The following is a 20712-nucleotide window of genomic DNA, read 5'->3' as shown; positions in this document are numbered from 1 at the left end:
CTCGACGGTACGCGCGCGCTGCTTCAGATCGCCTTCAGACGACCTCCGCGGAATCCGGGCGACGCCGTCCGCGCCAGCGGGCCGGACGTACGGCGCTGCTGTCGAGCTCGCGCAGTTTCGTCCGCACCTCGTTCGCGGCGCGGTGCCGCACGTCGGCGAGGATGTCCAGCGCGGCCGCCCACGCCGTCCGCGCCGCCGTGTCGTCGCCCAGCGCGCGGTGGGTGTCGCCGAGACGGGTCAGCGTCTCGGACTCGGCGTACCGGTCGCCGAGCTCGCGGAACAGCGGCAGGGCCCGCCGGTACGACCTGATCGCGGACCGGTGGTCGCCGAGCTGATGGTGCACGTACCCCAAGGTGTCCCAGGTCGCCGCTGTGCCAGTCGTGTCAGGTCCGTTGCTCGCCAGGCTGAGCGCCTGCTGGCAGTTCGTCAGCGCCTGGTCGTAGTCGCCGAGGGTCGCGTACGTCCAGCCGATCGCGTTCAGAGCCCGGGCCTGACCGCCGGGATCGCCAAGCTTCCGGAAGAGTTCGCGGGCCTTCGATTCCGGCTCGAGGGCGTCGCGCCCGCGTCGCTGGGCGCGCAGTACGGATCCGACCATGCGATGCGTGATGGCGAGTTCCCGGCCGTCGCCGCCGTTCCGCTCAGCCAGCTCGAGCGCCAGCCGGCACTGTTGCCAGGCATCCTCCGCGCGGCCCTGACGCGCGCACGCCTTCGCCAGCTGGCGATGCCCATAGGCCCGATCGGCCTCCGAACCATGGCGCACGACCAGACCCAGCGCAGACTCCGTCACCGCGATCCAATCGCGCCAATGTCCTTGCCGGCACAGGAAATCGCCGGCAGCCCACGACATCAGCCAGGCGTGCTCGACGAGTTCCGTCTCCGTGGCCTGACGGATCGCTGCGAACAGCCCCGCCTGCTCGGCAGCCCACCAAGCCCGGGCTTGTTTGGCAGTGGTCACGTCGTCGACAGTGACTCCGGCGGGCACCGGTCGGGACCGAATCGGGTCGCAGGGACGCAGGAGCTGGGTCGCGGTCAGCGCTGCACCCACATAGTGATCGAGAAGCCGGCGAGTCGCCTGGTTCCGGTCCGCCGGCGAGTCGACCGCGACCGTCCGTTCGACGGCATAGACACGGAGCAAGTCGTGGAACGCGTAGCGTCCCGGTGCCGGCTGAACCATCAGGTTCGCGGCGCAGAGTTCGGCCAGCAGCAGCCTGGCATCGGGGGCGGCGACACCGGCCAAACTCGCGGCGGCGTTGACGCCGAGCTCAGGGCCGCGGTGCAGGCCGAGCAGCCTGAAGAGGCGCGCGCTGCCGTCGCTGAGTGCGTTGTAGGACCAGGAGAAGACGGCCCGGACCTCGGTCGGATCATCGAGACTCCAGAACCCGTCCAGACTCCCCCGGGTACGGCGTAACTCGGCCGCCAGTGCGCTGAGCGCGAAGGTGGGGTTCGCCACCGCCCGCGCGGCGCTGACCGCGAGCGCGAGCGGCAGCCGCGCGCAGAGGTCGACGATCTCGTCCGCTGCCGCCGGTTCGGCCGCAACGCGCTGGCGGCCGACGCGGTCGGCCAGGATTCTGCCGGCGTCACGGCGGCTGGGGAGATCGAGCCCGACGACGACCGCGCCTTCGCTCGCCACGAGACCGGTCAGCTGATTGCGGCTGGTGACGACGACGTACGTCCCTGCGGAGCCAGGAATCAGTGGCCGGACCTGATCAGGACTGCGCGCATCGTCGAGAACGACGAGCGCCTGCCGGCCGTCCATCAGCGACCGGTACATGGCGGCCCGATCGTCAAGCTCCGTGGGGATCTCTTGATCCGGTACGCCGAGCGCGTGCAGCAGCCGCCGGAGTACCGTCTCCGGCCGCAGCGCAGGCTCCGCGCTGTACCCGCGCAGGTTCACCCAGATCTGACCGTCCGGAAAGCGATCGGCGACCCGGCGGGCCCAGTGCACAACCAGCGAGGTCTTGCCGACACCAGCCATACCGGCCACGATCGCCACTCCGCCTGCGGTCTCGCGCCGGAACCTGTCGAGCTGAGTCAACTCGTCCTCGCGGCCCGCGAATGCTGCTATATCAGGCGGTAGCTGGCGTGGGACCGGCATCGAGCCGGCTCGTTCGGCGGCATCGTCAGCCGCCGGTCGTCCGGCCAGCACGGTCGCATGCAGCGCCTGAAGCTCATCCCCGGGATCGACCCCGAGCTCATCGGCGAGCCGCTGCCGGACATCGTGGTAGACCTCGAGCGCATCGGCCCGCCTGCCGGTGCGGAACAGGGCGATCATCAGCTGCGCGGCGAACCGTTCGCGCAGCGGGTACCGGGCGGCCGACGCACTCAGCTCGCCGACAACCTCCGCGGCGCGTCCCGAGCTGAGCTCGATGTCGAAGTACCGCTCCAACGCCTGGACCCGCTCCTCGACGAGCAGCGGCACCACCTCACGTTGCAGGAACTCCGACGGCACGTCGGCGAGCGGCGCGCCCCGCCACTCGGTCAGCGCTTCGGCGAGAAGCGAGGACTCCAGATCCGCGTCCCCCTCTTTGCCGGCCTTCCTGGCGGCGTCCAGAAGGTGGTGAAACCGGCCGAGGTCCACCCGGTCCGCTCCAACGTCCAGCCGGTACGCGCTCGGAAGGCTGGCGATGGTGATCGTCGGGGCGGTGTCCCGGAACACCGCGCGCAACCTGGTGACATACAGCTGAACTGCCCGCCGCGGGTCGCTCGGACCGCCCGCGCCCCAGATGGCCTCGGCGAGCTCGACGATCGGCACCGATCGTCCGGTGTGCACGAGCAGCATCGCCAGCATGGCGCGATGTTTGGGCGAGCCGATCTCCACCGTTGCGCCGTCGACAGCGAACTCGAGCGCCCCGAGCACCCGGAAGTCGACCTGCTGCCCCGCCATCATGGGAACGCCTGGGTCGGGCCGCACGAATCACCCACCTCGCGATCACGGTCACGGCATACTGAACTAAACCAGTATCAATCCTCGATGCGGTCCACTGTCAAGGCCTGTCCGACCGCCCGCACGAACGGCAAGCGGTCGTAGCGCAACGGATCGGGTGAAGCCGATGTGAAGCCGGCCGGAACCAGCCACGGCATAGGTTCCTTCCGTGGAGCTGCGAGACATCCAAGTGTTTCTCGCCCTGTCCGACGAGCTGCACTTCGGCCGGGCTGCCGAGCGGCTGCATGTATCGACCTCACACGTCAGCCAGCTCGTCCGCCGGCTGGAACGTCAGGTCGGCGGAGCCTTGTTCGAGCGGACCAGTCGCAAAGTCGAGCTCACTCCGCTCGGCCGGCGCTTCGGCGAAGGCGTACGCCCTGCCTACGAGCAGTTGCACCTGGCGTTCGACGAGGCACGCGCTGCCGCCAGACAGACCGTCGGACAGCTCCGGATCGGCTTCACCGGAACCACCGATGGCGACGAGCTGGCCCAGCTGGTCGAGGTCTTCGAGTCGCGGCACCCGACCTGCGAGGTCCGGCTGCACGAGATCCACAGCGTGCAACCGTACGCCGCGCTGCGGCAGGACGAGATCGAAATCCTGGTGCATTGGCTCGTCGTCGGGGAACCTGGCCTGACCGCCGGGCCGATCGTTGCCTTGCGCCCCCGAGTCCTCGCCGTCGCCGCCTCCGACCCGCTGGCCCGACGGTCCTCGGTCTCGGTGGAGGATCTGGCCGATCGAGAGGTCTGTGATCGACCGCCGGACTTTCCCGAGTTGTTGTACGACCGAATCGTTCCGCCGTCCACACCGTCCGGACGAACGATCCCCCGGACGCACAGCATCGGCACGGTGTACGAGATCCTGTCGCTGATCAGGCGCCGACGGATCGTCCATCCGACCGCGGCCGGCGCCCTTCCCGCCCGCCGCGGCGTGACGTACGTCCCCATCCGCGACCTGCCACCGCTGCCGCTCGGTCTGGTCTGGACGACGCGGAACGAGAACGCCCGCATCCGGGCGTTCGCTGCCGTGGCGTCCGAGCAGGCGGCAAGGATCGAAGCTACCCGGCCGGACGGCGGAGGCGAACGATCGTGAAGGGAAGGACCGGTGGCCGGCCGCCCAGCAGACGCCAGATCTGGCCTTGGACGACCCAGAGACTCCCGCGCGCGATCGTCACCGAGGACGGTTGATCGAGCGCGCCGGAAACGACCGAGGTCGTGCCGGTCCTGACGTCGACCAGCGTCAACCGTCCGATTCCCTCCGTCACCAGGAGCCTCGCGGGGTCGAGCATTCGGATCCCGTCCGGTTGCACCAGGTCCCGGTCGAGCTGCACGAGCTGCGCAGGCGCGGCGGAGCCGTCGTACCGGATCGGAACGCGCAGCAGCTCTCCGGTGCTCAGGTTGGTCGTGTAAATGGTGGCGATTCCGTCGAACGCGATGCCGTTGATCTGGATGAACGACACCGGCCGGGTGAACAGCGGGTCCGCGGACCACACCGTCAGCGAGCCTCCGCCTGGCGACTGCCGGTGAGGTGTCGTCAGCCTGAGGATCCGTCCGGGCAGTCGCGTTGCGGCGGTCGGATTCGTGGTGTCGGTGAGGTAGACGTTCCCGCGCGCCAGGGTGAGGTCCGCGCAGACCCCTCGATCCGGCAGTTCGTAGCTCGCGCGCAACCTCCCGGTCTGCAGGTCGAACGCGCGCAGCGCCGTCGGCTTGACGAACTGCAGGTCGACAGCGCAGGTCCACAGGACCCTTCGGGCGAGGTCGACGAGGAGACCCGCGGTATTGGTGTTGACGCCCGGCGGGACAAACGACTCGCTTGTGGATGAGCGTGACCGCAGCCGCAGGATCTCGCCGGTGACGATGCTGCCCACGAACAGCGTGCCGTCCGGCGTGGACGCGATGCTTTCGGGGAAGAAATCAGCGCCCGGCACGGTCACCGTGGCGGAACGTGAATGAGAGTCCGGAGCGCTGCTGGTCGACGCAACCGACGAAGAGGCCGATGTGACCAGCGCGCCGACAAGGCAGGACGCGATCAACCACACAACGAGTCGTTTCATCCTACGACGCTCCCTGGTGATGGCTTCAGATCGGCTTCACTCCGGCTGTCCAGGGACCACGGCGTACGCGCGGACAGGAAGGGTGCCCAACTCAACGATCCGGGGTGGCGCGGCATGAAGTCGCGCACCGGTCACGGGAACCTGATCCAGTCCGGTCAGGTGCTCCAGTACGGGGATTCCCGCCGCGAGCAACAAGGAATGAGCCGGCCGCGCGTCATCCTCCGGATCGTCGATGGTCGCGCCGTCGATGCCGACCAGTCGAGCTCCCGCATCAACGAGAAACTGCGCTGCCGGACCGGTCAGAAAGGGTGCGCCTCGGCCGTCCTCTGCACCGGCCTCATGCCGGTCGGTGTCCAGCAAGACGGCATGCCCGGAAACCTGGAGGGGCCGGAGCAGTTCGGGTCCGATCGCACGGCTGGTGACGCCGCCGAGGCGTACGACGATGGTCGGCAGGTCGGCAAGCAGTTCTCGCGGATCAGTGCTCGCCAATTGGTCGGACGGACCGCCGCGGGATCCCTTGTGTGGCTCGGCGATGACCTGCACGTTGCTGAACCGGATGTCCGCGACCATGAGCAGGCCGAGGTGCCGGATGAACAGGTCCGCGAGTTCGTCCTCGGTGACGTCCGCGCGCGGCGCATCGAGTCGGAACCCCTGGGTCTGAAGGCCCCCACCGTTCGCGAAGGACAATTCCGCGTCGAACTGGACGCGATACTCCTGCTCGGGCACCGCCGTACACCTCCAATCGCCAAATTCCAGCACGATGCTGCCATGGTCCAGCCCTTGGATGTCCCGCGCTTGGCCGCGGGCGACAATCTAGTACTCCGGCCTTGGCAGCTCGATGATCTGCCTCTCGTCCAGGAGGCATCCGCCGACGAATACATCCCGCTGATCACAACCATCCCCGCTGAGTATTCACCCGAGGCGGGCAACGCCTTCGTCCAGCGTCAATGGGACCGGGCAGCAACGGGTGCCGGCTATCCCTTCGTCATCACTCACGACAACCGGCCGATCGGAGCCATCGGACTCTGGCTCAGGGATGCCGACCAAGGGCGTGCATCGCTCGGCTACTGGGTCGTGCAGGCCGCTCGCGGCCAAGGCGTCGCCGCCGCGGCTCTGCGGGCCGTTACAGCATGGGGTCTTGACGACCTGCGGATGCCCCGTCTCCAGCTGTACGTCGAACCTTGGAACACCGCGTCGAGCCGAACAGCGGAGAGCGTCGGTTTCCAGCCCGAGGGTCTGCTGCGCAGCTGGCAGCCGGTAGGTCAGGAACGCCGCGACATGATCATGTACTCCCTGCTGAACGCCGGTTTAGCAGATCGCCGTTGATCGATCGAGCCATCGCCGAGACGCTGAACGTGCTCAAAACATCGAAGGGACAGCTCATGCGTCATCGTCTCGGCGCGCTCCTGGCGGCCATTGTTCTCTTGCTCGTGCCCAGCGCGGCGTCTGCTGCGATTGCGACCTCGCCTTCGGGCTTCCGCGACGGTTATGCGGACAACCTGGGAACACGGGTCCATTACGTCGTGGGCGGTCACGGTCCGGCCCTGGTTCTCCTGCACGGCTGGCCTGAGACCTGGCGGACGTGGGCCAAGGTCGCGCCCAACCTGACCCGCGATCACACCGTCGTCATGATCGACCTCCGCGGTCTGGGTGACTCGCAGCCGGCCCGCACCGACGCCGGGAACTACACCGCGTTGGCGGTGGCTTCGGACGTACGCTCGGTGGTACTGCGGTTGCACCTCGGCACGATCGATATCGCCGGCCATGACTGGGGCGCCCAAGTGGCGCTGGCGTACGCCGTTGCCCATCGCAACGACGTACGCAGGCTCGCCCTCCTGGAAGCACCGCCGACCAGCGACTACCTGAATCTCGTCCAGCAGAACCCGCGCGCGTTCTGGTGGGACTGGTTCATCAATGGCCCTCGAGGCGATCTGGCCGAACAGCTCGTCGCCGGACGCGAGCGGGAGTTCTATCTGCCGTTCTACGAGACTGCCAACGGCGCGATCAGCCGCCGGGAGGAGAACGAGTACATCGCCGCCTACAGCCGTCCGTCGAGTACGCATGCGGGCTTCGAGTTCTTCCGGCAACAGGATGAGGGCCTGCACGCGGTCGACCAGCTGATCGCCAAGGACGGGAAGCTGACGATCCCGGTGCTCGGCGTCGGCGGAGAGAACAGCTCGGGCGGCCTGGTGGGCCAGGACCTCCCGCGCGTCGCGACCAACGTCACCACCGCCATCGTCCCTGGCACCGATCACTGGCTCATCGAAGAGAACCCCACCTACGTCACCGACCTCTTCACCCGCTTCTTCCATTCCTGAGCCATCAGTCCCCTGGCCGGCATGTCCGAAACGTTCAATACGTGCACGCGCACTTTGCCCATCATTTAGACACGTATCTATCGAGTGACTGGAATCGCTATGACCGAATCTCTGCCTCCGGCCGCCGTCGTCCGCCTCTCGCGTGCGACCTTCGACCCACCGCGGTTCAGTGAGGTCGACGCCATGAACACCCGAATCTCGGAGTACCTGATCCCAGCCATCCAACGCCTGCCAGGGCTCCTCCACTTCTACGCCGGCGTCTCACCAGCGGGCTCGGCCGTACACATCAGCGTCTGGGACACCGAAGAGCATGCGAAGCAGCTGGATCACCTGAAGGAGATGATCGTCGATGCCCGCGGAGAGGCGGAGGCAGCGGGCGCGACGTTCACGCCGATCATCAACTACCCCATCAACTGGAAAATCTGACCTGCGTGCACCGAGCGCAACGGCACAAGTGAAGCCCGAGGAGTTTGGCATGAGAATCGGCGTAGGTTTGCCGGCAGCCGTACCGGACGTGGACGCAACGACCATCGGCGATTGGGCCGCAGAGGCCGAGCAGGCGGGGTTCGCATCGGTAGGCGTCATCGACCGACTGGTCTACGACAACATCGAGCCACTGACCGCGCTCGCCGCGGCCGCGTCCCGCACCCAACGGGTGGAGTTGCTGACCACCGTGCTGAACGTCGGCTGGCGAGCGAATCCAGTACTGCTGGCGAAACAGATCGCTTCGGTCGAGCTCTTGTCCGGCGGGCGGCTGACCGCGGGACTAGGCCTGGGCGGCTGGCCCGACGATTTCGTGGCCAGTGAAGTGCCGACGTCAGCGGGTGGTGCCCGGATGACATCGGCGCTGGCAACGATGCGCCAGGCGTGGGCGGGTGAGCTGCAAGGCGGCGGAGGACCGATGCGACGCCTTCCGGCCGACCGGCCGACCCTGCTGTTCGGCGGCCTCGTCCCGGCAGCGTACGTTCGCGCGGCGACCGAGGGGCAAGGCTGGGTCGCGCCACTGTTCGGCCTACAGTTCCTGCGGGACGGAGCCAAAGCCGTTCGCCAGGCCTGGACCGATGCCGAACGCACCGGCCGGCCCCGGATCGTGACCGGGCGCTACTTCGGTCTCGGCGACGCTGACGGCGTCGCCGACGACTACCTGCGGCACTACTACGGCGAACAGTTCTTCCCGGCGGCGCGCGCCGACACACTCACCAGCGCGGCTCGAGTCCGCGAGGAGCTCGACCTGCTCGCCGATGCGGGCGTCACAGACGTCGTGCTGTACCCGATGACAGGAGATCGCCGGCAGATCGAACGCCTTGCCCAAGCACTGTCCGACCGGCTCCCAGTAACGACCTCACCATCATCGACAGCATCCGCGGTCCATTGCTGATAGCAACGATCGCCGCGCTCCGGCCTTGGCTACGCGGTGCCGGACGGTGCGTTCAGCATCATCGCGTTCTGACGCTCGAGCGCCTTTGCCACGCCGTTGCGCCAGCCGTCGGCCAGCGATGCCGAGAAGGGATCGGGGAAGATCTCGTCCTCGCCGTTCTCGAAACCGTCGAACACACCGCGGGCAAGGAGCTCCGGCGCGAACTTCGGGATCTCCAGGTCACGAGTCATGTCCGTGTCAGCCGGACCTGCGAGTACGGCGTGAACTCGTACGCCGTCACCGGCGAGCAGGGCACGCTGAGCCAGCGTGAGCGAGAACGCGGCGGCCTTCGACACCGAGTACGCCGGGAGCACCGGTACGGCCGCGAAGGCAGCCAGCGTCGAGATGTTGAGGATGGCGCCCCGAGATCGTTTCAGCAACGGCAGGAAAGCCTGAGTGACGCTGAAGGTGCCGAAGAGATTGACGGCGAGGTGCTGCTCGAGTACGGCGCGATCACTCAGGTCCTCGGACAACCCCAGACCGGCGTTGTTGATCAGCAGGTCGAGCGACTCGACCTGCTCGACAGCCTGAGCGATCTGCTCCGGATCGGTGATGTCCAGCGTCAGCACCTCGACCCTGCCGTCCGGGTGGGCGAACGGCCGGCGCGCGCCGGCGTACACGCGTCGCGCACCCCTCCGGAGAGCCTCCTCCACCAGCGCCTGCCCGATGCCGCGGTTGGCGCCGGTAACCAGCACTGCCTTGTCTACGACGGTCATGACGAACTCCCTGTCGAATCGGTGACCTGCACGCCGAACGCGCGACCCGAGCATTGCCGACAACGACTTCAACCCGACTTCAACGCCCGCACGTCACGCCCGGTCCGAACCCGCCCGCTGAAAACAATCTGAAGCCGGCCGAAGCTAGCGTCGCGTTACTTCCCGCCGAAGGAGTTGCCGATGCTCTCGCCCATACCTCGCCTCGTCGCGGCCGTCGTGATCACCGGAGGCAGCCTGGTGGCCGCACCGTCCGTCGCCGCTGCGGCCACCGACGTCACTCCACCCTCAGTACCGCAGAATCTCCATGTGTCCGGTGAGGATCGCGGACAGGCCATCATCAGCTGGGATCCGTCGACGGACGATTCCGGTACGGTCCGCCACTACTGGGTCCTGGTCGACGGCCAGCAGCGCGCGCGGCCGACCGCGACGACGTACGACATCGAAACCTTGGTTCTGCTGTGCAGGATCACGAGCGGTCCGCACGACATCACCGTCGAGGCCGTGGACCCGTCGCTCAATCGGTCCGCGCAGAGTGCGCCGCTCGGCATCACCGTCCGCTGAGCGCAGCTGTCCGCAGCCAGCGGACACCTGACGGCGGGTCCTTCCGACGCAGCCTCCCCGTCGGAAGGACCCCGCTGTCACCCGGCAGGAGCGTTTTCGCCGCCTCCTGCGCGTCCTCAGGTGCAGCTGAGGCAACGGCATCGAGGTGGAGCTTCATGGCCACGGCCATGTCGACACGCGCCCTCTCCGCGACCGCCTGCTGCAGCGCGGTCAAGGTCGCGAAGTGACTGTACGCCGAGTTCGGCGCGACGCCGACGACCCTGGCAACCTCCCGCAAGACCCCCGCGCGCGGGCCGCCGTCGCGAGCAAGGGCGATACCAGCCTCGACCAAGGCAGCGCGCAGATCGCCCCGATACCCTGCTGTAGCTGGCGATTTCGGGATTCTTCGTCGGCCAGTGCGCGACCGGGAGTCTCGATGCACTGGCAGCCCAACAGACCGGCCTCGCGGCGAACTACGCGGACAAGCCGGCCTTTGTGCAGGCCGCGTTCTACGTCCACATCGTTTCGGCGGGTCTCGCCCTGGCCCTGGGTCCGTTCCAGTTCGCCAAGGCCATTCGCCGCCGGTGCCGTGCGAGGTTCGGAGGTCGACCCGGACCAGCTGATGAACAACGCCTACGCCGCAGTCCCCTTCCTCTGCTGGCTGCCGAACATCGTCGTAGCCGAACTCATGATCCGCCGCCGCAACCTCCCCGGCCTCCGGTTCTCCCCCTCACCAACCTCGCGCCGGATAACCCAACCGGCAACCGAGGCGTAAGCCTGCCCGGACCCGCGGACAGCGCCTGGTTATACTGCAAGCGGTTGCTGCAACCGCAGCACGGTTGTTCTTCGAGGAGCGGCATGGCTGTCACGCTGGCGGACGTCGCGGCTGCGGCGGGGCTGTCGGGTTCCACCGTTTCCCGGGCGCTCTCGGCTCCCGAGAAAGTCAACGCGACGACCCGCGAGCGGGTCGAGCGGATCGCGCGCGAGATGGGGTACGTCCCCAACCACAGCGCGCGGTCGCTGACGGCGGGCCGCACCGACCTGATCGGGCTGATGGTGCCGGACATCGCCAATCCGTTCTTCCCGCCGATCATCAAGGCGGTACAGGCGCGCGGCATGCAGCACGGCAGGACGGTGCTGATCGCCGACGTCGACGAGCGCCCCGCCGACGAGCTGCCCCGGGCCCGGACGATGCGCCGGCAGGTCGACGGTCTCATCATCGCCTCGCCCCGCACCCCCGACGACCTGATGGATGAGCTGCTCGCCCTCGGTCCGGTGGTCTTCGTGAACCGGGCCGTTCCGGGCGCGGCGAGTGTCGTCATCGACGAAGCCGGCGGGATGGATCAGGCGGTCGAGCACCTCGCCGCTCTTGGGCATCGCAACATCGCGTACCTCAACGGACCCAAGCGTTCCTGGTCGAACACCCAGCGCCGCAACGCCGTCCTGGCAGCAAGCGCCCGGCTCGGCCTCGAGCTCGTGGAGCTCGGACCGTTCGAGGCGCAGGTCCAGTCCGGCGTCCATGCCGCCGACCTGGTGATCGCGCGCGGCATCACCGGCGTGATCGCGTACGACGACCTGATCGCCCTCGGCGTGATGGCGCGGCTGACCGAGCGCGGCGTCCGGACCGGTGCAGACATCAGTGTGATCGGGGTGGACGACAGCCCGATGTCGGCGATGGCGTATCCGACGTTGACCTCCGTCCACGTTCCTGGCGACGCCGCCGGCTCCCAGGCGGTCGACACGCTGCTCGCGATCATCGAGGACCGGCAGGTCGAGGACGACGAGCACGTCGTCCTCGACTCGCGGCTGATCGTGCGGAGTTCCACCGGCCCCGCGCGCACCACCTGACACCACCGCCTGAGACCTCGCAGCGCCGGCGTTCAGCGAACGTCGGCGCGGTCCAGCAGCGACGCCGAGGCAGGCTCGAGCAGCAGGACGGCGTTGGGCGACCGGCGCAGGATCGTCGCCGGGCAGTGCGGACCGATCTCCTCGACCAGCGTTGCGCGCAGCGCGGCCGCCTTGCGGCGCTCCGGCACGCACACCTGGACCTGATCCGCCGACAGCAGCGCCGGAATCGTCAGCGAGATCGCCTGCCCGGGTACGTCGTCCAGCGACGCGAAATGACCTTCGTCGACCTGCTGACGCCTCGACTCCGGCGTCAGCGTAACCACCCGAACCCACCGCGGATCGTCGAAGTCGGCGTCGAAGGGCTCGTTGAAGGCCAAGTGACCGTTCTCTCCGATGCCCATGCAGACAAGGTCGAGCGGCGCTGAACGGAGCTCCCGCTCGTAGCGGTCCGCCGCTGCCTGCGGATCGCCGACACCACTGAGATAGTGCACCCGCGCCGGCGAGAACCGCTGCTCGATCCGGTTCCGGATCCACAGCTGGAAGCTGGCGGGATGCCGGTCGTCGATCCCGACGTACTCGTCCATGTGAAAGACCTCGACCTGCCCCCACGGGATGTCTTCGTCGGCCAGGGCGTCGGTGAACGCGTACTGCGAGTTCCCGGTCGCGATCACGACGCGCGCCTGTCCGCGCGCCTCCACGGCAGTCCTCAGGACGCGGGCGGCCCGGTCGGCGGCGGCAACTCCCATCGCGACTTCACTGCCATGGACCTCGACCGCAAGATCCTCGGCCGTGAAGCGGGTGTCGATCGTCATTGTGTCTCCAAGTAGTCGCAACAAGCCATTGCAAGCGCATGCAGCATATGCACTATTGTTGCAGCAATCACTATCACAGGTCAGCACGACCGATCGAGGAGCAGTGGATGACTCGCATTGTGTTCATCGGGGCAGGCAGCGTCGTCTTCACCCGTCAGCTCGTCGCGGATCTGCTCAGCTTTCCGGACCTGCCGGAACTGGACCTCGTCCTCCACGACATCAGCCCGGCCCGCCTGGACGTGGCCCGCGGTACGGCGGAACAGCTCGCCGCCCGCACCGGTCGCCCGCTCCGGATCACTGCCGCGGCGGACCGCCGTACGGCCCTGGACGGTGCCGACTTCGTGGTGAACATGATCCAGGTGGGCGGTGTCGACGCGAGCCGCGTCGATCTCGAGCTCCCGAACGAGTTCGGGCTGCGCCAGACGATCGGCGACACCACCGGCATCGGTGGCGTACTCCGCGCCCTGCGGACGTTCCCCGTTCTGTCCGGGATCGCCAGAGACATGCGCGCGGTCTGTCCGGAAGCGTTGTTCCTCAACTACACCAACCCGATGGCGATGAACATCTGGTGGCTGGCGACCGTCGCGCCGGACCTGCGTACGGCGGGCCTGTGCCACAGCGTGTTCTGGACCGTCCACGATCTCTGCGCGCTGATCGGCGTACCGCTCGAAGGCACCCGGTTCCGGGCGGCCGGCGTCAACCACCAGTCGTGGCTGTACGAGTGGAGCCGGGACGGCGCCGACCTCTACCCGCGGCTGCGGGAGAAGATCGCGGCGGACCCGGAGCTCGAGCGCCGGGTGCGGGTGGAGATCTTCCGCCGGATCGGCTACTACCCGACCGAGACGAGCGAGCACAGCGCGGAGTACCTGTCCTGGTTCCTGCGCTCCGACGAGCAGATCGAGCGCTTCCGGCTGCGGCCGATGCAGCATCTCGACACCGACCGGCGCAACCTGGCCGAGTTCCACGCGGCCCAGCAGGCGCTCGCCGAGGGCCGCGACCTGGACCTCGAGGACGAGGGTGGCGCGGCGGAGTACGCGCCGCAGATCATCCACTCCGTTGTCACCGGCACCGAGCGCGAGATCCATGTGAACGTCCCCAACCGCGGCCTCATCTCGAACCTGCCCCAAGGCGCGGTCGTCGAGGTCCCGGCCACGGTGGACGGATCGGGGATCGCGCCGATCGCCGTCGGTGCGATCCCGGTCCAGGGCGCAGTACACAACCGGACGTACCTGTCCGTGGCGGAGCTCGCTGTGGAGGCCGCCCTGACCGGCTCGCGGGAGCTGGTTCTGCAGGCGATGCTCGTCGATCCGAACGCCAGCTCCACGCTCACCCCGGACCGGCTCGCCGCACTCGTCGACGAGCTGTTCAAGGTCCATCAGGACCTGCTGCCGTCAACGCTCGGTGGCGGCGTGGAGCTCGATCTGTCCGACGTATCGAACCGCAGCTGAGTCACGACGACCCGGCCTCGAAGGAGCTTGTCATGAAGCGTCGTACCACTGTCTCCGTCGTCACGGCACTCGTGACGCTTGGTCTGGCCGGGCTGTCCGCCTGCGGATCGAGCGGCCAGGGTGCGAGCAGCCTGGACAAGGGCGCGAACGTCTCGCTCACCTTGTGGACCGGGCAGACCGAGAACTCGGAGAAGATCCTCGAAGGACTGGCCGCCGAGTTCCACACCGCCCATCCGAACGTCTCGATCGACGTGTCCTCCGGGGCCTCCAGCACCGACGATCTGCTGCAGAAGCTCTCCGCCGGGTTCGTCGGCAACAGCTACCCGGACATCTCCTACGCGTACGGAAGCTGGGCGAGTGAGCTGGAGGCGTCCGGCCGTACCCTCGACATCACCAGCCGCGTCGCCGAGCCCGATGTCAAGTGGAGCGAGTTCCCCGAGGGCGCCCGGCTCACTGCCCGGCCGACCGGCAAGAAGACAATCGGCTTCCCGGCGATCGTCGACAACCTCACCTTGCTCTACAACAAGACAGTCTTCGACGCGGCCGGCGTGCCCTATCCCACCGACCAGTGGACCTGGGACGATCTCCGGACCGCCGCGAAGAAGCTCACCAACCCCGCGACGAGCACCTACGGCTATGCCTACTCGGTGTCCGGTGCCGAGAACACCGTCTGGAAGATGTGGCCGCAGCTCTGGCAGAACGGCGGCGAGATCCTCAGCCCGGACCAGAAGACCGCCGCGTTCAACTCCGATGCCGGGGTCAAGGCGCTGACCTTCCTGCGGGACATGGCCGTCACCGACAAGTCCGTGTATCTCGATCAGACCGACACCAAGTACGAGCAGCTGTTCCGGAACAACCGGATCGGCATGATGGCCTCCGGACCCTGGGTGCTCTACGACCTCAAGACAGCGCACACGAAGTACGGCGTGACGCTGCTGCCGGGGACGAACGGCGATCACCAGACCGCGTCCGGCCCGGACCTCTGGGCGCTGTTCGACCACCACGACAAGAACCGCGAGTACTGGGCCTACGAGTTCGCCAACTGGCTGACCTCGGCGGCGCAGGACGAGCGCTGGAACGTGGCCGTCGGCAACTTACCGCTGCGCTCCTCCGAGGTCGGCTCGGCCGCCTTCAAGACCCAGGTCACGACGTACCCCGGCCTGGACATCATGGCCGCGAACGGCGCCAACGCGAAGAAGGTCCGGCCAACCGTCTCCGGCTACGTGGGGCTGTCGCAGGCAATCGGTGCAGCCATCTCCGAGGTGCTGCAGGGACGGGCCGAGCCTAAGCCGGCACTGGACAAGGCCGCCGCCAAGGCGAACACCGCGCTCGAGGCCGCGCGATGACCACCACGGAGCTGCCGCCCACCGCCACTGCGCCGTCAAGGGCCGATCAACCGCATCGCTCCGGACGTCGGCAGGACCGGCGGGCTGCGCTCACGGGTTGGCTCTTCGTCGGCCCGGCAACGCTGATCGTGCTCGGGCTCTCGGTCTTTCCGGCCGGCTGGGCGTTCGTTCTCTCGCTGGAGAAGTGGAACGGGTTCAGCCCACCCGAGTTCGTGGCCGGCAAGAACTACAGCCGGCTCGTCACGGATGCGGAGTTCGCGGACGCCGTACTGCACACGGTCGTCTACACGGCAATGTTCGTCCCGATGTCGGTGCTCGCCGGGTTGTTCCTGGCGGTAGCGCTCAACCGGAGGATTCGCTTCATCGGGCTCTACCGGACCGCGATCTTCGTACCCTTCGTCGCCTCGGCGGCCGCCACCGGGATCCTGTCGACGTACCTGTTCAATCCGCAGTACGGCCTGGTCAACAACGTACTCCGGATGCTCGGGCTGCCCGCCCAGGGCTGGCTCGAGGATCCGGCCCAGGCGATGGTCGTGATCGCAATCATGTCGCTGTGGGGTCAGGCCGCGTTCACCACGGTCATCTACCTTGCGGCACTGCAGGACGTACCGGGCGAGCTGATCGAGGCCGCGCGGGTCGACGGCGCCGACAGCTGGCAGACGTTCTGGCGCGTGATCTGGCCGCAGCTCCGGCCGGTGACCGTCTTCGTCACCATCTGGCAGACGATCGGCGCCATCCAGCTGTTCGACCTCGTCTACACGACGACGCGTGGCGGTCCGTTGAACGCGACGAGGACGATCGTCTATTTCCTGTGGGACAAGGCGTTCAGGTCTCTCGACTTCGGCTACGGCTCGGCGGCGGCGTACGTGCTGTTCGCGATCACGCTGCTGACCACGATCGGGGTCGTCGTCTACTCGCGGCGAAAGAACATGGAGGCGTTCTAGATGGCCCCGAAGTCACGTCCGTCCGGCTGGCACCTGTTGCTGGCTCCGGTGGCGCTGCTCTTCCTGCTGCCGTTCGTGCAGATGTTCCTCGCGTCGGTGTCGCCGGCGGCCGAACTGCTCAGGTTCCCGCCGCCGATCATCCCGTCCCGGATCGACTTCAGCGGGTTCGTGACGTTGTTCACCGAGTCGGACGCGCTGCTGTGGCTGGGAAACACCATGCTGGTGGCAACGTCGGCGATCGTTTCTCATCTGGTCCTGTGCTCGCTGGCCGGGTACGGCTTCGCGCGGTTGGCGTTCCGGGGCCGTACGGTCGGCATTTTCATGATCCTGGCAACGATCATGATTCCCACCCAGCTGCTGATGATCCCGACGTACCTGCTCTTCTCGCGGCTGCGGCTGATCGACAGCCTCGGCGCCGCCATCGTGCCCTGGCTCTCGTCGGCGTTCGGGATCTTCCTGATGCGGCAGTTCTTCCTGTCGCTGCCCAAGGAGCTCGAGGAGTCCGGTCTGATCGACGGTGCGAACCGCTGGCAGGTCTTCGCCCGGATCGTGCTCCCGCTGGCGAAGCCCGCGCTCGCGACCCTGGCGATCTTCACGTTGCTCGGCTCGTGGAACGACCTGGTCTGGCCGCTGATCGCGATCAACAACGACCACGCCTTCACCCTGCAGCTCGGCCTGGCGAACTTCCAGGGCACCCGCCGCACCGAGTGGTCCTTGCTGATGGCCGGAAACGTCGTCGCCACGTTGCCGCTCATCCTGTTCTTCCTGATCGCCCAAAAACAATTCGTCGCCACCATGACCCTCTCCGGCCTCAAGGGCTGACCCCGGCGACTTCGTTGGTCAGCCACACTTGTCCGGCGGCGGCCAGCGACTGACTCCCCGCCGTCGCCTTCCCGAGGACCAGCGACCCGATCAGGAGCGCGAGCGCGGTTGTGTTCTAGAGCTCAGTCACACGGTGTCGTCGATGCTGTGACGGGTACCGGGTTGCAATGGGAGCCATTCGCGTTGGTCTGGTGGCTGATCCGGCCGCGCCCACCGAGATCGCCAAGAGACTGACCGATCTGCGCCCACTCGACGGTCAGGACAGTTGGCACGTCACCGTGGTGAGTGAGCCGTTCACCACCGGCTCCGAAGACGTCGACCGCGCCGTGGCCCGGCTGCAGGACCACGCGCGCCGGCGGGACTGGGATCTCGTGATCGGTCTGACCGAACTTCCACTGCACGACCATGAGGGCCGGCACCTATTGGTCGACACCGACCCGGAGCAACGGACCGCGGTACTGTCCCTGCCTGCGCTGGGCGGACTCCGGATGCACAGCCGCGCCCGTCGGGCGGTGCGCTCACTGGTCAGCGGTATGGCGGACCCAACCACGAACGACGAGCACCGCGTGCCCCTTCCGCGGGTGCGCGGCCACTGGCGCCTGCTGATGGGTATGGTGCTCGCCAACCGGACCGTGGCTGCTGGTGCCCGGCCTGAAGTCTGCGTTGGTGGCGGCACTGGCGACGGGGGCCGTAGCCACCGTCAACTCCACGATCTGGCTGCTGGCAGGCTCGCTGTCGTGGTGGCGGCTGGTGATCGCGAGCGTCGCCTCGATCGCGCTCGTCGCCGCCTGGCTCGTGATCGACGGCGAGCTGTGGGACCGGCCCGACGACGACTCCCCACAGGCACGGGAAAGGTCGCGCCTCTACAACACCTCGACGCTGCTGACCTTGCTGGCCGGCGGACTCATCTGTTACGCCGCCCTGTACGTCGTGAACCTGGCCTGGGCGTTCTTCGTCCCCGACCCGGGCGTGATGCGCAGCTACGTCAATGTTCCAATCAGCCACGGTGACCTTTTCGTCCTGGCCTGGTTCGTCGCATCGGCAGCAACGGTAGGCGGCGGCCTCGGCTCAGGCTTGGAGTCGGATGAAGCCATCCGCGCCGCCGCCTACTCCAAACGCGAACAGGACCGCCGCAACCGCCTCGAACACGACCGCTCCGACACCTGACGCATCCGATCTAGCGGCCGTACGCCTCGAGGAGTCTTAGCCATACCTCGCTGACGGTGGGGAAGGCGGGGACCGCGTGCCAGAGCCGGTGCAGCGGAACCTCGCCGGCTACGGCGATGGTTGCCGCATGCAGCATTTCCGCGACGTCCGGGCCGACGAGGGTGAAACCGACGATCACCTGACGATCCTCGTCGACGACCATCCGGGCGTGACCGCGATAGCCCTCGGCCTGCAGAGAAGATCCAGCAGTGGCGGCCAGGTCGTAGTCGATGACCCGGATCCGCAGCCCGGCGGCCTCGGCGGCGGCTGCGGTCTGTCCAACCGACGCGACTTCCGGATCGGTGAACACCACCTGTGGTACGGCGCGCTCGTCGGCGGTGGTCGCGTGTCGGCCCCACGGGCCGTCGTCGACCTCTTTGCCCTTGGCACGCGCCACGATCACGTCGCCCACGGCGCGGGCCTGGTACTTGCCCTGATGCGTCAGCAAAACGCGGTGGTTCACATCCCCGGCAGCGTAGAGCCACCCGTCACCGATCAGGCCGCCGTCCTCGCCGACGACCCGCATCGTGCCGTCGACAAGGAGCCACGCGCCCGGCGTCAGGCCGACGGTGTCCAGTCCGAGGTCCTGCGTGTTCGGAGTACGGCCGATCGCGACGAGGAGCTCGTCGGCGTCGACCTGCTCGCCGTCGGCCAGCGTGATGGAGACCGTTCCGTCTTCGTTGCGTTTCACCGCGACCGCTTCGGCTCCGATGCGCACCGAAACACCCTTTTCCTGCAACGATTCCGCGACTCGCTCCCCCACGAACGGTTCCGCCAGGTGCAGTACGCCGTCGCGAGCCAGCATCGTCACCGACGACCCGAGATCGGAGAAGGCAGTCGCCATTTCCGAGGCGACCACTCCCCCACCGATGATGGCGAGCCGGCCCGGAACCTCTTGCGCCGCGACCGCCTCCCGGCTGGTCCACGGTGCAGCCTTGCGCAGGCCTTCGATGTCCGGGACCAATGCGCCGCTGCCGGTTGCGACGACGACCGCATGTCGTGCGGTCAGTGTCGTCGTGGTGCCGTCCTTTCCGGTCACCTCGACAACCCGCTCGGAGCTGAGCCGGCCGTGTCCGCGGTACAGCGGAACACCCACCGACGCGAGCCAGGACGCCTGTCCGTCGTCCTCCCAGTGCGAGGCGAAGGAGTCGCGACGGCGGAGTACCGCGGCCACGTCCAGATCACCCGTCACCGCTTCACGTGCGCCGGGCACCTGCCGGGCCGCGCGGAGCGCCGCGGCACTCCGTAGCAGGGCCTTGGTCGGCATGCAGGCCCAGTACGAACACTCGCCGCCGACCAGTTCACGCTCGACGACGGCGGCGGTCAGACCGCCCTGTACGACTCGGTCGGCGACGTTCTCCCCGACCGGTCCCGCGCCGATGATGACGACGTCGTACGTCGTGGTCATGTCAGCTCCTCTTGGCGGCGCGGCCGAGGCGGATCGCCGAGACGAGGAAGAAGATGCCGCCGAGAACGGCGTACCCGCCGATGTTGGTCAGCGCCGGGTTCGACGCGGAGGCGGCCGCGACGAACGACCCGCCGGCCAGCACGGACAGGCCGCCGCTGAGGATCATCGGCCACTGACCGCCCAGCTTGCGGCGGCCGACGGCCACGACCAACTGGATCAGCCCGGCGACGATCGCCCACGCGCCCCACACACGCAGGACCGCAGGCACACCGGACGAGCTGGCGATCGCCATGCCGACGGTGGCGAGCAGGCTGATCGCGATGTTCACGTACAGGCCGCGAGCCGACCCGGCGGCACCGGACGAACGAGCGTCCACGACAGCCGCAGCGACGTCGAACAAGGGATAGACGACGACCAGGATGACGGCGAGCGGTCCGAGGTGCGTTTTCGTGGTGAACAGCAGGGCGGCCCAGACGATGGCGAACGCGAACCGCACGAAGTACAGCCGGCGCAGCGCCGAGGCGACTCCTCCGGCGGTCGTTGAGTCAACGGTGGTCACGATGATCCTCTCAAGTGGTGGAAGCGGACGCGGCTCAGCAGGTAGACCGAACGTTCCATCTACAGGATGGCGATCGTTCTGCCTCCCTGTCAAGACAGAACGTTCTACCTGCGAAGCCTCGCGCAGGGGGTCCGCTGACGACTTGAAGACCGACTCCGGCACCTCGAGTCAAGGAAGCAGAGTGTGTCGCCTGACATAGGCCGACCTCAGCTATCCGCGTCCAACCGTCCTCAGCGTGGCGCTCAGTCACACTGCTCGCCTGGATGGTAACGAGGACAGTTCAGGCTCCGATACAAGGACAAGACACAGGTGGGGGGCACTGCCGTCCGTGCGTTCTGCGGGTAGAGAGATCGG

20 protein-coding genes are annotated in these 20712 nt (G+C 67.7%); 13 read left to right on the top strand and 7 right to left on the bottom strand.

The features are described 5' to 3' along the window. Positions 1-34 precede the first annotated feature (34 nt). A complete protein-coding gene (locus AB0E69_RS26685) occupies positions 35-2884 on the bottom strand; it encodes a BTAD domain-containing putative transcriptional regulator (RefSeq protein ID WP_360151540.1) in 2850 nt (949 codons plus the stop codon). Positions 2885-3092: 208 nt separating this feature from the next. Here AB0E69_RS26685 and AB0E69_RS26680 point away from each other — a divergent pair, with 208 nt between their 5' ends. After that, entirely contained in the window at positions 3093-4013 is a 921-nt protein-coding gene (locus AB0E69_RS26680; RefSeq protein WP_360151536.1) for a LysR family transcriptional regulator, read from the top strand. On the opposite strand, the gene AB0E69_RS26675 is transcribed toward AB0E69_RS26680, so the two are convergent. Next, positions 3979-4854, bottom strand: a complete 876-nt coding sequence (locus AB0E69_RS26675) for a hypothetical protein (protein ID WP_360151533.1) — start codon at positions 4852-4854, stop codon at positions 3979-3981. The genes AB0E69_RS26680 and AB0E69_RS26675 overlap by 35 nt on opposite strands. A gap of 234 nt (positions 4855-5088) precedes the next feature. Between AB0E69_RS26675 and AB0E69_RS26670 the strand changes: the two genes are divergently transcribed. From AB0E69_RS26670 to AB0E69_RS26655, 4 genes are all read left to right on the top strand, one after another. Continuing rightward, entirely contained in the window at positions 5089-6300 is a 1212-nt protein-coding gene (locus AB0E69_RS26670; RefSeq protein ID WP_360151530.1) for a GNAT family N-acetyltransferase, read from the top strand. A 56-nt stretch (positions 6301-6356) separates the two neighbouring features. Next, on the top strand, positions 6357-7292 hold the full coding sequence (locus tag AB0E69_RS26665; protein ID WP_360151527.1) for an alpha/beta hydrolase: 936 nt from the start codon (positions 6357-6359) through the stop codon (positions 7290-7292). 99 nt (positions 7293-7391) lie between these two features. Next, positions 7392-7718 carry a hypothetical protein gene (locus AB0E69_RS26660; RefSeq protein WP_360151524.1) on the top strand — a complete coding sequence of 109 codons (327 nt, stop codon included), beginning with the start codon at positions 7392-7394 and terminating at the stop codon, positions 7716-7718. Between the two features lie 49 nt (positions 7719-7767). Further along, positions 7768-8670, top strand: a complete 903-nt coding sequence (locus AB0E69_RS26655) for an LLM class flavin-dependent oxidoreductase (RefSeq protein WP_360151521.1) — start codon at positions 7768-7770, stop codon at positions 8668-8670. A 29-nt stretch (positions 8671-8699) separates the two neighbouring features. Here AB0E69_RS26655 and AB0E69_RS26650 read toward each other — a convergent pair whose 3' ends face one another. Further along, positions 8700-9425 (bottom strand): SDR family NAD(P)-dependent oxidoreductase, encoded by a 726-nt coding sequence (locus tag AB0E69_RS26650; RefSeq protein WP_360151518.1) that lies wholly within the window; start codon positions 9423-9425, stop codon positions 8700-8702. A gap of 180 nt (positions 9426-9605) precedes the next feature. On the opposite strand from AB0E69_RS26650, the gene AB0E69_RS26645 reads away from it, so the two are divergent. From AB0E69_RS26645 to AB0E69_RS26635, 3 genes are all read left to right on the top strand, one after another. Continuing rightward, complete coding sequence (locus tag AB0E69_RS26645; protein ID WP_360151515.1) at positions 9606-9986, top strand: fibronectin type III domain-containing protein; 381 nt, start codon at positions 9606-9608, stop codon at positions 9984-9986. 568 nt (positions 9987-10554) lie between these two features. Continuing rightward, on the top strand, positions 10555-10740 hold the full coding sequence (locus tag AB0E69_RS26640; protein ID WP_360151512.1) for a hypothetical protein: 186 nt from the start codon (positions 10555-10557) through the stop codon (positions 10738-10740). Between the two features lie 83 nt (positions 10741-10823). Then, on the top strand, positions 10824-11813 hold the full coding sequence (locus AB0E69_RS26635) for a LacI family DNA-binding transcriptional regulator (RefSeq protein ID WP_360151509.1): 990 nt from the start codon (positions 10824-10826) through the stop codon (positions 11811-11813). A 32-nt stretch (positions 11814-11845) separates the two neighbouring features. Here AB0E69_RS26635 and AB0E69_RS26630 read toward each other — a convergent pair whose 3' ends face one another. Next, positions 11846-12625, bottom strand: coding sequence for a 6-phosphogluconolactonase (locus tag AB0E69_RS26630; protein ID WP_360151506.1), 780 nt, complete (start codon positions 12623-12625; stop codon positions 11846-11848). 107 nt (positions 12626-12732) lie between these two features. Here AB0E69_RS26630 and melA point away from each other — a divergent pair, with 107 nt between their 5' ends. From melA to AB0E69_RS26610, 4 genes are read left to right on the top strand one after another with little or no spacing between them, the layout of a single operon-like run. Beyond that, positions 12733-14073, top strand: coding sequence for an alpha-galactosidase (gene melA, locus AB0E69_RS26625; RefSeq protein WP_360151503.1), 1341 nt, complete (start codon positions 12733-12735; stop codon positions 14071-14073). A 32-nt stretch (positions 14074-14105) separates the two neighbouring features. Continuing rightward, on the top strand, positions 14106-15419 hold the full coding sequence (locus tag AB0E69_RS26620) for an extracellular solute-binding protein (protein WP_360151500.1): 1314 nt from the start codon (positions 14106-14108) through the stop codon (positions 15417-15419). Next, positions 15416-16363 (top strand): sugar ABC transporter permease, encoded by a 948-nt coding sequence (locus tag AB0E69_RS26615; protein WP_360151497.1) that lies wholly within the window; start codon positions 15416-15418, stop codon positions 16361-16363. The genes AB0E69_RS26620 and AB0E69_RS26615 overlap by 4 nt, the downstream gene beginning before the upstream one ends. Continuing rightward, positions 16364-17185, top strand: coding sequence for a carbohydrate ABC transporter permease (locus AB0E69_RS26610; protein ID WP_360151494.1), 822 nt, complete (start codon positions 16364-16366; stop codon positions 17183-17185). It begins immediately after the preceding gene. Positions 17186-17307: 122 nt separating this feature from the next. Here the strand turns inward: AB0E69_RS26610 and AB0E69_RS26605 are convergent, their stop codons facing one another. Next, positions 17308-17592, bottom strand: coding sequence for a hypothetical protein (locus AB0E69_RS26605; protein ID WP_360151491.1), 285 nt, complete (start codon positions 17590-17592; stop codon positions 17308-17310). A gap of 259 nt (positions 17593-17851) precedes the next feature. Here AB0E69_RS26605 and AB0E69_RS26600 point away from each other — a divergent pair, with 259 nt between their 5' ends. After that, positions 17852-18352: a hypothetical protein gene (locus AB0E69_RS26600; RefSeq protein ID WP_360151488.1), complete on the top strand. Its 501-nt coding sequence runs from the start codon at positions 17852-17854 to the stop codon at positions 18350-18352. 10 nt (positions 18353-18362) lie between these two features. Here AB0E69_RS26600 and AB0E69_RS26595 read toward each other — a convergent pair whose 3' ends face one another. Both AB0E69_RS26595 and AB0E69_RS26590 read right to left on the bottom strand, forming a co-directional pair. Continuing rightward, positions 18363-19799, bottom strand: coding sequence for an NAD(P)/FAD-dependent oxidoreductase (locus AB0E69_RS26595; protein WP_360151485.1), 1437 nt, complete (start codon positions 19797-19799; stop codon positions 18363-18365). 1 nt (position 19800) lies between these two features. Further along, positions 19801-20358 (bottom strand): hypothetical protein, encoded by a 558-nt coding sequence (locus tag AB0E69_RS26590; protein WP_360151482.1) that lies wholly within the window; start codon positions 20356-20358, stop codon positions 19801-19803. Between the last annotated feature and the right edge of the window lie 354 nt (positions 20359-20712).

Origin of the sequence: Kribbella sp. NPDC026611 (assembly GCF_040638345.1) — a bacterium.
GTDB lineage: Bacteria > Actinomycetota > Actinomycetes > Propionibacteriales > Kribbellaceae > Kribbella.
This window is presented reverse-complemented; position numbering and strand designations above follow the sequence as displayed.